We start from the raw sequence: 12,652 nt of genomic DNA, 5'->3' as shown, positions 1-12,652 counted from the left end.
AATGGCCGGGTGAGCGATGTAAGACATGTGCTGGTGCTGCCCGACCGCGACGCGGCCGAGGAGGTCGCCGGTGAGTTGCCCGACCGGTTCGGGGTGACCGAGGAACCGCAGCTCGTCCGAGATGCCCTGGCCGGCGAGGACGATGCCGAGGACGCCCAGTGGCTGGTGGTGGTGGAGGACCCGGCCGCACGGCTGGACTCCGCGGCGCTCGATGCGTTGGCCGGGGAGTACGAGGGCTGGCTGGAGGCCCCGTGAAGGGTGCGGCACGCGCGGCGCCGGGGAGTACGAGCCGTGGCTGGAGGTCCCGTGAAGGGTGCGGCACGCGCGGCCGCCGGTGGTAAGCGGTGGCGACCGCACGGCCGGTGCGCGATGCACGGCCCTACGGCCGGTACCGGAACCCTCAGCCGCACGGCCCGGCACTCGGTAGACGACCAGGGGGCGTGCCCGCAGCCACACCGTCGGCGGGAGGTGCCCCGGACGCGCGGTGGCCCGCACTCCGAGTGGTGTCAGCCCTTGGGGATGATCTGAATGTCCATCTCGATCTTGATGCTCGGGCCGACCACGGCGATGCCGCGCGCAAGCATGGTCTGCCAGGTGAGCGTGAAGTCCTCGCGGTGCAGCTCGGTGGTCGCCCGGCAGGCGGCCCGGGTCTCGCCCTCCAGGCCGTTGCCCAGACCGAGGTACTGGGTGTCCAGCGTGACGGTACGGCTGACCCCGTGCAGGGTGAGCGCGCCCGTGACGCCCCAGCGGGAGCCGCCGCGGTGCACGAAGCGCTCGCTGTAGAACTCGAGGGTCGGGTAGCGCTCGACGTCGAGGAAGTCGCCGGACCGCAGGTGGTCGTCGCGCATCTGGACGTTCGTGTCGATCGATGAGGCGTCGATGACTACGTGCATGGCGGAGTCCTCCATGCGGTCGGCGATCCGCACAGCACCGGCGAAGGTGTTGAACCTGCCATGGATGCGGGCCATACCGATATGACGCGCCGTGAACCCGATCTGGGTGTGCGACGGCTCGATCTCCCATTCACCCGGGTCGGGGAGCTGTGGGGGCTGGGCCACCTGGAGCGAGACGTCGCCGAGGCCGGCATGAGCTCCCTGGGCCACGGTGACCGGACCGTGGAAGGGCGTGAAGCCCTCGGCGGTGACTCCCAGCCGGTATTCCCCCGCCGGCACCGTGGCGACCACGTTTCCGAACGGGTCTGTCTCCCCGCCGACGACCTTGCGGCCCGCACTGTCCGTGACGACGAAATCGGCTTGGCGCACGGGCTCGGAGACGGGGTCCAGCACTCGGCAGCTCAGCATCCCCGCGTTGTGCGGCATCGGTAGCCCTGGGAGGGCGTTGCTCGGTGCGTTGCCGGACTTCGCTCTGCTGCCTAGCCAACGGCCGAACATGTGCACGTACTCCCCAGGGGCGGTTCTCACCTCGGACCCTGACAGCCTGACGTCGTTGTCGGATCAGCGGCCCGCCGACGAATACGCATTCGATCACCGTTGCGATGTTCGGGGCAAACGCAGCAGCTCAGAGGGGGTTGCCCCGGGCTGTACCCAGCTGTGCACCCCTGTACGCAGGTACTACCGAAGGTCCGAATTGAGGAGGGGTCGGCACGCGTGCCCTACGTGTCACACGGACCGGGGCGAGCGCACCTGGGGCAAAGCGGTGAGGACCAGACCGAAGTGGTCGCGGTAGGCGGCGAGCACCTCGGCGTCGCCGCCCAACTCCGTCTCGTGCCGCTCGCCCCGCACGGTCGTGATCAGGGTGCGGCCACGGAGCGTCACCCGGCCCTCCCCGGTACGCCGGGAGCAGACGAGTGACCGGGTGAAGTGGGAATCCGGCGAGGTCCGGTGGTACCAGGACCCGGCCCGGAAGTCCGCCAGCTCGCGCGGCCGCGGATCGAGGCGGAACTGCTGCGAACCGTCGCGCAGCAGGTCGAGGTCTCCCTGCGGCGTCTCTTGGAAGCGGAAGCTGCCGCAGGGATCGTCCTGTTCGGCGCGAGCCTCCAGTTCGAGCGGGCGCAGGGCGTGGTCGCCGAACCCGACATCGGCGAGCCACGGGCCCGTACCGTCGTCGGTCTCCACTCGCAGTGCGACGTGGTCGTACGGGATGCCGAGGCGTCCGTCGTCGCCGAACACCCGGGCCTGGAGCAGGGTTACCCGGAAGCCGAGTTCGCCCAGCAGTGCGGCGAAGGCGCCGTTGAGCTCGTAGCAGAAGCCGCCCCGGCGGTCCGCCACGATCTTTTCGACGAGCTTGTCCTCCTCCAGCACGATGTCCTGAGCCAGGTGGATCGACAGGTTCTCGAAGGGAACAGTCAACAGGTGCCGGAGCTGCAGCTCCCGCAGCGCGGCGACATCGGGGCGGACTGGCCAGGGCGCACCGATGCGTTCCAAGTAGGCGTCGACCCAGGCGGGCTGTCGGGCCGGCTGCTTCGCTTCCTCACTCATGCCGGAAGTCTGTCGCGGTGTGTCGGCCGACGCCATGAGGTCCTGGACCTAGGACCGCCGACGGATACGCCGGCGGTTCAGCCGACGGATTCGCCGACGGAACCGCCGTCGGCCGGCGGTGGCTGGTGTGTCGGCCATGACGGAGCGAGAGCCGGCGTGCGGCCAGAAGCAGCGCAAGCAGGATGCACCCGCCCCTGAAGCGCGAACATCCTGCCGGGCTCCGGTCCGTGGCAGTGCCGCAACGAGAGCGGGGCTGGCGCGACGGCGGAGCACGCACCGGGCGTGTCCCGCGTTCATGAGCGGCCTGCCGCACGCAGCCCCGCACCGGCACCCGTCACCGCGATCGCGCCGTGTGTGTCGGTGCGCAGGACCTTCGCTCCCACCGATCGGAGCGATTCGACCGTACGGGCCGCCGGATGGCCGTACGGGTTGTCCCTGCCGCAGCTGATGAGCGCGAGCCTCGGGCGTGCGCTGCGCAGAAGCGCGGTGTCCTGGTGGGCTGAGCCGTGGTGCGCGACCTTGAGCACGTCCACGCGGGGCAGCGCCGGATAGCTACGCAGCACCCCCTGCTGAGCCGGGGGCTCGAGATCGCCGAGGAGCAACAGCGTCAGACCGCCCGACCTGACGAGGAGTGTGACGCTGGAATCGTTGGGTTCCTCGGTCACGGGGGCCGGTGCCGCCCCCGGGACGCCGGCCGCAGGCCAGAGCACCTGCCAGTCGAGCGGTCCCGCCCTGCGGCGCTCCCCCGGAACGGCCCGGGCCATCGGGACGTGCGCCGCCGCAGCCGTTCTCTTCACGAAGGCGGCCTGTTCCGGCGGTTCGTCGAGAGTCGTCGTCTGGATCGTGCCGACCTCGCGGCCCTCCAGCACACCGGGCAGGCCGCGCACATGGTCGGCGTGGAAGTGGGTGAGCAGAAGCAGAGGCACCCGGCTGATGCCGAGATCCCGCAGGCACCGGTCCACGAGGCGGGGTTCGGGACCGGTGTCCACGACCACTCCCGTGCCCTCCCCGGCGGCGAGGACCATGGCGTCCCCCTGCCCCACATCACAGAGGGCGAAGGTCCAGCCCGGCGGCGGCCATCCCGAGATGAGGCGGGTGATCGGCACCGGTCTCAGCACCGCGAGCACCAGCAGCAGCGCGGCGGCGGAGCATACCCAGGGGTGGCGTGCCAGGCGGCGGGCCGAGAGCACCAGCAGGGCTGTGAGGACGGCGAGGAGGGCAGCACCTCGCCAGCCACCCGGCCAGTCGGCCTCCGCCCCGGGGAGTGCGGCACCGGTGCGGGCCACGGACGCGATCCACCCGACCGGCCAGCCGGCGATCTCGGCCAGCATCTGGGCCACCGGTATGGACACAGGGGCAGCGGCGAGCGCGGCGAAGCCCAGGACCGTCGCGGGCGCCACCGCGAACTCGGCCAGCAGATTGCAGGGAATCGCCACCAGGCTGACCCGCGACGCGAGAACCACGACGACGGGTGCGCAGACCGCCTGGGCGGCTCCCGCCGCGGCCATCACCTCGGCGAGCCGGGCAGGTACCCCGTGCTGCTGAAGAGCGCCGCTCCATCTCGGGGCGAGGGTGAGGAGCGCCCCGGTGGCGAGCACGGAGAGCAGGAAGCCATAACTGCGGCCCAGCCACGGGTCGTACAGCACGAGCAGCAGAACGGCCGCGGCCAGCGCGGGAATCAGCGATCTGCGCCTGCCCGTCCCGATGGCGAGCAGTGTGATGAGGCCGCAGGCAGCCGCCCGCAGAACACTCGGCTCCGGACGGCAGACGATCACGAAGGCGAGCGCGACCCCGCCACCGGTCAGGGCCGTCATGCGCAGGGAAATACCCAGCCGGGGTGCCAGACCGCGGCGTTCGCTGCGCGAGGCCGTGCCCGGCGGTCCGATGAGGAGGAACAGCAGAATCGACAGGTTGGCCCCCGACACGGCGAGCAGGTGGGTGAGGTCGGTTGCCTTGAAGGAGTCGGCGAGATCGGGCGGAACCCGTGAGGTGTCTCCGACGACCAGTCCTGGCAGGAGTGCCCGCGCATCGGCGTCGAGCCCGTCGGTGGCCTCCCGCAGCCCCGCCCTCAGTTGGCCCGCTGCCCGTTGTAGGAGGGTGGGTTGCCTGCTGACCCGTGGTGGATCATCCGCGTCGGTGCTGAGTACGGCCGCTGAGCGCTCCCCCTCATGCCTGGGTGGCGCGAGCCGCCCGCTGATCCGGAGGCGTGTCGAGGGAAGCAGCCTCTGCCACCGCTCCGCCGCGTCACCCGGTGCGACCATGACGAGGATCGGCGTACGGAGCTTGGTGACCGACCCGTCCGGAGCGGTCAGCCGGTCCACCTCGGCGTCAAGGAGCAGGGACACCGGAGTGCTGTGGTCGCCGCGTACCCGCGGCCGGGTCCGCCGGGGGTCGGAGGTGACGGTCACCTCCGCTTCGACCCGAGCGTATGACTCGGCCAGTCCGGGGACGGGACCGCTGCGGACCTCCGCACCGTGGAGCCCGGCCGCCGCCGCCCCGGCCGCCGCGCAGAGCAGCACCCCGGCCACGGCAGTGGTACGTGTCCGCGCCCGCCGGGAGGGCCTTGCCGGCTCCGGGCCGGCCATCGGCTCCGTACGTCCGCCCGCGCCGGCCATCGGCTCCGTACGTCCGCCCGCGCCGGCCACCGGCTCCGTACGTCCGTCCGGATGGCTCCGATGCTCCGAGGGAGCCCCGTCCACCGGACCGGCCGCGTCCTCCCTGCTGCGGTGGGCTCGCGCCGCGACGCGCGGCAGGGCGAGGAGGCCCAGACCGGCGCACGCGCAGAGAACCGCCCCGACCGCCACCCACCGGCCCGGAGCACCCAGGGCCAGGGCAGCTGCCGCCCAGGTCGCCAGGGCGGGAGGGACCAGCCGTAGATCGGCTGGAGCCTCCTGACGCGGGTCGGCGTCACCGAGCCGCCGCCCCGAGTCCGTGTGGACCTCAGGAACGCTCATGGCCTGACCAGCGGTCGGAGATCCGCGAACCGGCGGTCCCCGATGCCGTTGACCTCGCGTAGTTCGTCGACCGAACGGTAACCTCCGTGCTCCGTCCGGTAGTCGATGATGTGCTGGGCGAGCACCGGTCCGACGCCCGGCAGGGTGTCCAGTTGTTCGACGGTGGCCGTGCCGAGGCTCAGCGGCGCAGCCGGACCGGCCTGTCCCCCCGCGCTTCCGCCCGCCCCGGCGCCGCCAGCGGGCGGCGGCGCAAGTGGCATGCCGACTGCTACCTGTTCGCCGTCCGTCAGGACACGTGCGCGGTTGAGCACGGTGACATCGGTGCCTTCTCGGACACCTCCCGCGGCTCGTAGGGCGTCCGCGACGCGGGAGCCGGAAGGCAGGTACTGGATCCCCGGCCGGCGCACCTTGCCGCTCACGTCGACGACGATCTGTCCGCCGGGTGCGGCACCGGCCTTCGATCCGGGGTCCGGGCCGGGCGGGAGACCTGGAGGCTGAGCGTTCGGGGACTCCGGCCCGCCCGCCTGTACAGCGGCCGCTGCCTCCGTGACCCGGTCGGGAGACCGTACGGGCTCGGGGCGGGCCGACCAGAAGTGGGTGCACGCGAGCACCGCCGCCCCGACCAGGACGACGGCGAGCGCGGCGAGCGCCCGAGGCTCAAGGCCGCATCGCGACTGCACCCACAGGGGCAACCGGTCCCGCAGTGCGGGCCCGAGCTCCCGCCACCGGCTGGGACGCACGACGGAGCCATCGGGCTCCCTGTGGCGCGGCGGGAGTGCCGAGCAGGCCGAAGGGGCTGCCGTGGCGCCGGCGTCGGGGGCCGGGGACGGCTGCGGAGCCGCCGCCCAGGATGGTGCCGCACGGGCCCGGCTGGGCTCGCCGGTCGCCGCCGCTGACATGCCCGCCCCAGCCGCCCCCGCGCGCGTAGACGCCGTCGTCGTCGCGGCAGCCGCCACGGCCGCAGCTACCGCCGATCGGTCGCCGGTCATGAGTGCGTCCGCGCGGAGCCGCGAAGCCGCGCTGACCGCCGCGTCCGCCCCGCGCACAGTGCGCCGTCGACGGCCGAGCCGGGCGGCGCCGGACGCGGTGCCCGGCGAGGTGCCGGCGGCTCCGCCGGGGCGGACACCGGACCTGTGCCGGGCACGCCCGGCCGGAGCGGACCCGCGGGACACCTGATGTGCGGCGCGGTGCGTGGCCCGCTGCGTCGGCGGGTGGGTCGGCGGATCCATCGCCGCAGGCGCGGGGAGATCCGCGAGCTGATGCACGGCCGGGTTCGCCGCGCCGCCGGTCGCGCTCAGCGCGTCAGTGACACCGAAGGAGGTGGGAGGTGATCGGAAGGTCATGCCACACGACGCTAGACATGTCTGCGGAAATCCGCCGAGCCGACCCAATTACAGTGGATAACCCGTCAGTTGTGGAAAACGTCATCACCCGCCCGGATGAAGAGAGAAGGCCCACCGGCGCTGTGGTCGACCGAGTCGACAGCACAGTTCCGGCCGGGGTCACAACAGCACAGTCCCGGCCGAGGTCACAGCACAGTCCCGGCCAGGGGGCCGCACAGTCCCGGCCTGGGTGAGGGCCGGAAAGAGATTCAGCGCGGCGCGACCACAGCCCCCAGCAGACCCGGCCCGGTGTGCGCCCCGATCACCGCGCCCACTTCGCTCACATGCAGGTCCACAAGCCCCGGAACCCGCCCCCGCAGCCGCTCCGCCAGACGCTCCGCCCCGTCGGGAGCGGCCAGATGGTGTACGGCGATGTCCACGGCACCCGTACCGGCCCGCTCCGCGACGATCTCCTCGAGCCGTGCGATCGCCCTGGACGCCGTCCGCACCTTCTCGAGCATCTCGATCCGGCCGCCGTCGAGTTGAAGCAGCGGTTTGACGGCCAGTGCCGATCCCAGCAGTGCCTGTGCGGCGCCGATGCGCCCACCTCTGCGCAGGTAGTCGAGCGTGTCGACGTAGAAGAACGCCGACGTGCCCTCCGCGCGCTTCTCGGCCGCTGCGACCGCCTCGTCAAGGCCGTCACCCGCCTCGGCGGCCTCGGCGGCGGTGAGAGCACAGAACCCGAGGGCCATGGCGACCATGCCGGTGTCGACCACGCGTACAGGCACAGGTGCGTCCTTCGCGGCGAGCACGGCTGCGTCGTACGTACCGGAGAACTCGGCCGACAGGTGCAGGGAGACGATGCCGGTGGCCCCCGCCTCCGCCACGGCACGGTACGCGGCGGCGAAGACTTCCGGGCTGGGCCGTGACGTGGTCACGGAGCGGCGCTTCTGCAGGGCCAGCGCGAGCGAGCGGGCCGAGATCTCCGTGCCCTCCTCCAGGGCCTGATCACCCAGGACGACGGTCAACGGCACTGCGGTGATGCCGTGCCGTTCCATCGTCTGGGGCGGCAGGTAGGCCGTTGAATCGGTGACGATAGCGACATGGCGGGACATGAGCCGGAGGTTACCTTCCGGGGTGGGGGCACGGCAGCCCGGGACCGGCCTGCTGATCAATTCCGGTCCGGCCATTATTCGGCTTCGAGGCGCCTCGGAAGATTCCGGAGCCTTTCAGTACGCGTACGGACATGTCCGTGGCAGCCCAGCCGACGGTCTGCGTCTCCGCAACCCGAGGACGTCAGTTCGTGGACTCCGGTCTGGCCGACTTCTGCCACGGATAGCCCGTGTGCAGCCGCGGGTCCGGCGGGGTGAGCGACGGCGGCGTCACCCCGTCCGCCGGAGCGCTCCAGTTGTGCCCGGCCGTTTCACTCCGGGGCGCCGGGTCCTCGGTCGTCCAGTGGCGCAGGGCACCGGCCTCCAGGTCGATCTGCGCGTTGAGCGCCGCCAGATCGTCGTCGGCGAACTGCACGGCCCGGTCACGCGCCGCCCAGCGCAGCGACTCCGCCGAGTGTGTGATGCGCTCCGTGCGCTCCCGCAGGCCCGGCAGCAGCGTCGCCACTGTGGCCCGGTCCGGCTCGCGCTCCAGCCGCTTGAGGTCGTTGTCGAGCTCGCGTCCGTGCGCGCTCAGGCGTTGGAAGAGGCCCAGCGACTCCGAGAGGGAGTCGTCCTCCGCCGCGCCGGCGCTCAGCGCGTCCTGGGTGGCCCGCATCGATGTGCGCAAGGTGAGCCTGAGCTGTGCGAGCTCCCCCGGCACGCCGGGTTGACCGTAGCTCTTGGCACGCAGCGCGGTGTCCTCCACCGAGCGGCGCGCTTGTGTGATCGTCCGGTCCACGCCGCGTTTGGCCGCGCGCACCGTCTTCACGCCCGCGTACACCCCGAGGGCCATGAACGCCACCAACAGCAGCGTCAGGATCAGGATCACGTCTTCCATGAGCGCCCCTCGGTCGTGGGATCGGCCACCCGCGTGCGGCCGCCCCTTCTACCGTAAACGGAACGGGCAGGCCGAGGGTTCCGCCGGAACCCCCAGCCTGCCCGTAAGGGAAAGCCCTGACACGCCCGCGCGGCTCATCCAGTGTTCCCACGCATGGACGCGCGCCGCCCGAACACTGTCACGCGGAGCCCGGACACCGTCACGCAGGGCCGATGCGGCGCTCACGCAGGGCTCACGGCGCCGTCACGCAGGGACGATGTTGACCAGCTTCGGCGCCCGCACGATCACCTTGCGGATTCCGGCCCCGCCCAGCGCCGCGACGACGTTCTCGTCCGCCAGGGCCAGTGTCTCCAGTTCCTCGTCCGAGATCGACGGGGAGATCTCCAGGCGCGCCTTCACCTTGCCCTTGATCTGCACCACGCAGGTCACGGTCTCGTCCACGACGTACGCCGGGTCGGCGACCGGGAAGTCCTGGTGCACGACGGACCGGGTGTGACCCAGCCGGCGCCACAGCTCCTCCGCCACGTGCGGCGCCAGCGGTGCGATCAGCAGCACCAGCCGCTCGGCGACCGAACGCGACAGCGGACCGCCCGCCTTCGTCAGGTGGTTGTTCAGCTCGGTGACCTTGGCGATGGCGGTGTTGAAACGCATCCCTGCCATGTCCTGGCTGACACCGTCGATGGCCTTGTGCAGCGCCCGCAGCGTGTCCTCGCCGGGCTCCGAGTCCACGACGGTGACCTCACCGGTCTCCTCGTCGACGACGTTGCGCCACAGCCGCTGCAGCAGCCGGTACTGGCCGACCACCGCCCGGGTGTCCCACGGACGTGAGACGTCCAGCGGGCCCATCGCCATCTCGTACAGCCGCAGGGTGTCCGCCCCGTACTCCCCGCAGATCTCGTCCGGCGTCACGGCGTTCTTCAGGGACTTGCCCATCTTGCCCAGGACGCGACTGACCTTCTCACCGGCGTGGTAATACGCCCCGTCGCGCTCCTCGACCTCGGTGGCCGGGACGGCGATACCGCGGCTGTCACGGTAGACGAACGCCTGGATCATGCCCTGGTTGTACAGCTTGTGGAACGGCTCGGCGGACGAGATGTGCCCCAGGTCGTGCAGCACCTTCGACCAGAAACGCGCGTACAGCAGGTGCAGGACCGCGTGTTCCGCGCCGCCGACGTACAGGTCCACACCGCCGGTGGGCTGCCCCTCCCGCGGGCCCATCCAGTACTGCTCGATCGCCGGGTCGACCAGCCGCTGGTCGTTGTTCGGGTCCAGGTAGCGCAGCTCGTACCAGCAGGAGCCCGCCCAGTTCGGCATGGTGTTGGTCTCGCGGCGGTAGTTCCGCGGGCCGGCGCCGTCGCCCAGGTCCAGGACGACGTTGACCCAGTCGGCGTTCCGGGACAGCGGGGTCTCGGGCTGGGTGTCGGCGTCCTCCGGGTCGAAGGTGCGCGGCGAGTAGTCCTCGACCTCGGGCAGTTCCAGCGGCAGCATCGACTCGGGCAGCGGGTGGGCGATGCCCTCCTCGTCGTACACGATCGGGAAGGGCTCACCCCAGTAGCGCTGACGGCTGAACAGCCAGTCGCGCAGGCGGAAGTTGACCGTCCCCTCACCGACACCGTGCGCCTGCAGCCACTCCGTGATCTTCGCCTTGGCGTCGACGACACCCAGGCCGTTCAGCGAGACCTCGTCGTTGGCCGAGTTGACCAGCTTCGCCTCGTACGAGGCGAACGCGTCCTCCCACGTCGACGTGTCCAGGCCACGGTCGTCCGAGGGCTCGACGACACAGCGCATCGGCAGCTCGAAAGCGCGCGCGAAGGCGAAGTCGCGTGCGTCGTGCGCCGGTACGGCCATGATCGCGCCGGTGCCGTAGCCCATCAGGACGTAGTCGGCGATGAAGACGGGAACCTTCTCGCCGCTGACGGGGTTGGTCGCGTAGGCGCCGGTGAAGACACCCGTCTTGTCCTTGGCCTCGGCCTGCCGCTCGACGTCGGACTTGGCCGCGGCCTGCTTGCGGTACGCCGTGACGGCCTCGGCCGGGTTGGCGTGCCCGCCGGTCCAGACCGGATGGGTGCCGTCGGGCCAGGCGGCGGGGATGATCCGTTCGACCAGCTCGTGTTCGGGCGCCAGCACCATGTAGGTGGCGCCGAACAAGGTGTCCTGACGGGTGGTGAAGACGGTGATGTCTCCCGCCCCGTCGACGGGGAAGTCGACGCGCGCACCCTCGGAACGGCCGATCCAGTTGCGCTGCTGCAGCTTGATGGCCTCGGGCCAGTCCAGCCCGTCCAGATCGTTCAGCAGCCGGTCGGCGTAGGCCGTGATGCGCATGTTCCACTGGCGCAGCTTGGCCTTGAAGACCGGGAAGTTGCCGCGCTCGGAGCGGCCGTCGGCCGTCACCTCTTCGTTGGCCAGCACGGTCCCCAGCCCCGGCGACCAGTTGACGGGCGCGTCCGACGCGTACGCCAGGCGGTACTGCCCCAGGACGTCGGCGCGGTCGGCGGCGCTCAGCGCAGCCCACTCACGGCCGTCCGGCAGTGGGCGCTCGCCGCTCTCGAACTGCTCGACCAGCTCCGCGATCGGCCGGGCCCGGTCGGCCTCGGTGTCGTACCAGGAGTTGAAGATCTGCAGGAAGATCCACTGGGTCCACCTGTAGTAGTCCGAGTCGATCGTCGCGAAGGAACGGCGCTTGTCGTGCCCCAGTCCCAGTCGGCGCAGCTGGAGCTTCATGTTCTCCATGTTGGCCTCGGTGGAGGCCCGCGGGTGTGTACCCGTCTGCACGGCGTACTGCTCGGCCGGCAGGCCGAAGGCGTCGAAGCCCAGGGTGTGGAGGACGTTGTGCCCGGTCATCCGCTGGTGGCGGGCGTAGACGTCGGTGGCGATGTAACCCAGCGGGTGGCCGACGTGCAGACCCGACCCCGAGGGGTACGGGAACATGTCCATGACGAAGCGCTTCGGCTTGGCGGCCAGGCCGGAATCGTCCGCCAGGTCACCGGTCGGGTTGGGTGCCTCGTACGTCCCCTCGGCGTCCCAGAAGTCCTGCCAGCGTGCCTCGATGTCGGCGGCCATCGCTGCCGTGTAGCGGTGCGGCGCGGCCACCTCGGCCGCGGTGTTCGTCTCGCTCATGATCCTCAAAGCTCCATCGATCGTCATCTGCCGGCATCCACGTCCACGGACACACGTCTTACGGACACACGTCTACGGAAACGAAAAATCCCCTCGCACAGGAGGGGACGCCGCGCCGAGTCCGACCAGGCATTCTCACCGGTCGGGAGTGATCAGCGCGGCTCGCTAAGCAGAAGGCCTACGGCACGCATGGCGTCAGGGTACCGCACGGGCCCGGCGCCCGGCCCTGCGTATATCCGCTCGGGCGGCCGTGCGCATCTCGACACCCCTGAGGTCCGGCGAGCACACCGTCGGCGCGAATCTTCCACGCGACCCACAAACTCCGGAGGTCACTCCGCGTACTGCCCGCTATCGGGGCAACAGCGCAAACGGAAACACTCGGGGTGCTGCCGTTGCCCTCTCCCGGCTACGAGGATCTGGAGGAGTCCGTCCCCAGCGGCGAGAAGCTGGCGGTGGACTGGACGCTGTGCCAGGGACACGGCCTGTGCCCGGACATCGTTCCGGAGCTGGTCAGGATCGGACCCGACGGCTATCCGGCGCTCGCCGACGCCGCGGTCCCGGTCCACCTGCGGGGCCGGGCCCAGCGTGCCGTACGACGATGCCCCGCCCTGGCCCTCCGTATCGAGCAGGCGCCCACCGAACGCCCCGCGCTGTCGAGCGCCCCGCGCGGGGCGCTCGACAGCGGACGGGGCTGACCCGCACACCGCCGGGGGACGAGAGAGACGACGGACACGAGGAAACCATCGACCAGCGCTGATCACAGTGCGTCACCGGCAGCGGCAGCGGCAAGGGGCCCCGGGCGCCCGCTGATCAGGCCGACCGCGACCAGGGC

General features: G+C 71.3%; 8 protein-coding genes and 1 pseudogene. 2 read left to right on the top strand and 7 right to left on the bottom strand.

Annotation, left to right across the window (positions count from 1 at the left end; genetic code table 11):
• Positions 1 to 9 precede the first annotated feature (9 nt).
• The gene (locus tag ABZ441_RS11515) at positions 10 to 255 is read left to right on the top strand and encodes a hypothetical protein (protein ID WP_358971174.1); all 246 of its coding nucleotides are present in this window, start codon (positions 10 to 12) and stop codon (positions 253 to 255) included.
• Between the two features lie 251 nt (positions 256 to 506).
• On the opposite strand, the gene ABZ441_RS11510 is transcribed toward ABZ441_RS11515, so the two are convergent.
• From ABZ441_RS11510 to leuS, 7 genes are all read right to left on the bottom strand, one after another.
• Positions 507 to 1,391 carry a YceI family protein gene (locus ABZ441_RS11510; RefSeq protein ID WP_358971171.1) on the bottom strand — a complete coding sequence of 295 codons (885 nt, stop codon included), beginning with the start codon at positions 1,389 to 1,391 and terminating at the stop codon, positions 507 to 509.
• 228 nt (positions 1,392 to 1,619) lie between these two features.
• On the bottom strand, positions 1,620 to 2,438 hold the full coding sequence (locus tag ABZ441_RS11505) for an arylamine N-acetyltransferase (RefSeq protein WP_358971168.1): 819 nt from the start codon (positions 2,436 to 2,438) through the stop codon (positions 1,620 to 1,622).
• Between the two features lie 293 nt (positions 2,439 to 2,731).
• Positions 2,732 to 5,392: a ComEC/Rec2 family competence protein gene (locus ABZ441_RS11500; protein ID WP_358971165.1), complete on the bottom strand. Its 2,661-nt coding sequence runs from the start codon at positions 5,390 to 5,392 to the stop codon at positions 2,732 to 2,734.
• Complete coding sequence (locus ABZ441_RS11495) at positions 5,389 to 6,291, bottom strand: ComEA family DNA-binding protein (protein ID WP_358971601.1); 903 nt, start codon at positions 6,289 to 6,291, stop codon at positions 5,389 to 5,391. The genes ABZ441_RS11500 and ABZ441_RS11495 overlap by 4 nt, the downstream gene beginning before the upstream one ends.
• Before the next feature lie 692 nt (positions 6,292 to 6,983).
• Complete coding sequence (locus tag ABZ441_RS11490) at positions 6,984 to 7,829, bottom strand: DegV family protein (RefSeq protein ID WP_358971163.1); 846 nt, start codon at positions 7,827 to 7,829, stop codon at positions 6,984 to 6,986.
• A gap of 181 nt (positions 7,830 to 8,010) precedes the next feature.
• Entirely contained in the window at positions 8,011 to 8,703 is a 693-nt protein-coding gene (locus tag ABZ441_RS11485) for a hypothetical protein (protein ID WP_358971160.1), read from the bottom strand.
• Positions 8,704 to 8,946: 243 nt separating this feature from the next.
• On the bottom strand, positions 8,947 to 11,820 hold the full coding sequence (gene leuS, locus ABZ441_RS11480) for a leucine--tRNA ligase (RefSeq protein WP_358971158.1): 2,874 nt from the start codon (positions 11,818 to 11,820) through the stop codon (positions 8,947 to 8,949).
• A gap of 371 nt (positions 11,821 to 12,191) precedes the next feature.
• Between leuS and ABZ441_RS11475 the strand changes: the two are divergent.
• A pseudogene (locus ABZ441_RS11475) lies at positions 12,192 to 12,515 on the top strand (ferredoxin); the annotation flags it as partial.
• Positions 12,516 to 12,652: the final 137 nt, after the last annotated feature.

Origin of the sequence: Streptomyces sp. NPDC005752 (assembly GCF_040630715.1) — a bacterium.
Taxonomy (GTDB): domain Bacteria; phylum Actinomycetota; class Actinomycetes; order Streptomycetales; family Streptomycetaceae; genus Streptomyces.
Note: the sequence above shows the minus strand (reverse complement) of the source record. Positions and strands in the feature narration are given on the sequence as shown.

Bases quoted from the DNA above. Each gene is read 5' to 3' on its own strand.
- ABZ441_RS11510 (WP_358971171.1), bottom strand. From the start codon at position 1,391: ATGTTCGGCCGTTGGCTAGGCAGCAGAGCGAAGTCCGGCAACGCACCG.
- ABZ441_RS11490 (WP_358971163.1), bottom strand. From the start codon at position 7,829: ATGTCCCGCCATGTCGCTATCGTCACCGATTCAACGGCCTACCTGCCG.
- ABZ441_RS11500 (WP_358971165.1), bottom strand. From the start codon at position 5,392: ATGAGCGTTCCTGAGGTCCACACGGACTCGGGGCGGCGGCTCGGTGAC.
- leuS (WP_358971158.1), bottom strand. From the start codon at position 11,820: ATGAGCGAGACGAACACCGCGGCCGAGGTGGCCGCGCCGCACCGCTAC.
- ABZ441_RS11495 (WP_358971601.1), bottom strand. From the start codon at position 6,291: ATGTCAGCGGCGGCGACCGGCGAGCCCAGCCGGGCCCGTGCGGCACCA.
- ABZ441_RS11505 (WP_358971168.1), bottom strand. From the start codon at position 2,438: ATGAGTGAGGAAGCGAAGCAGCCGGCCCGACAGCCCGCCTGGGTCGAC.
- ABZ441_RS11485 (WP_358971160.1), bottom strand. From the start codon at position 8,703: ATGGAAGACGTGATCCTGATCCTGACGCTGCTGTTGGTGGCGTTCATG.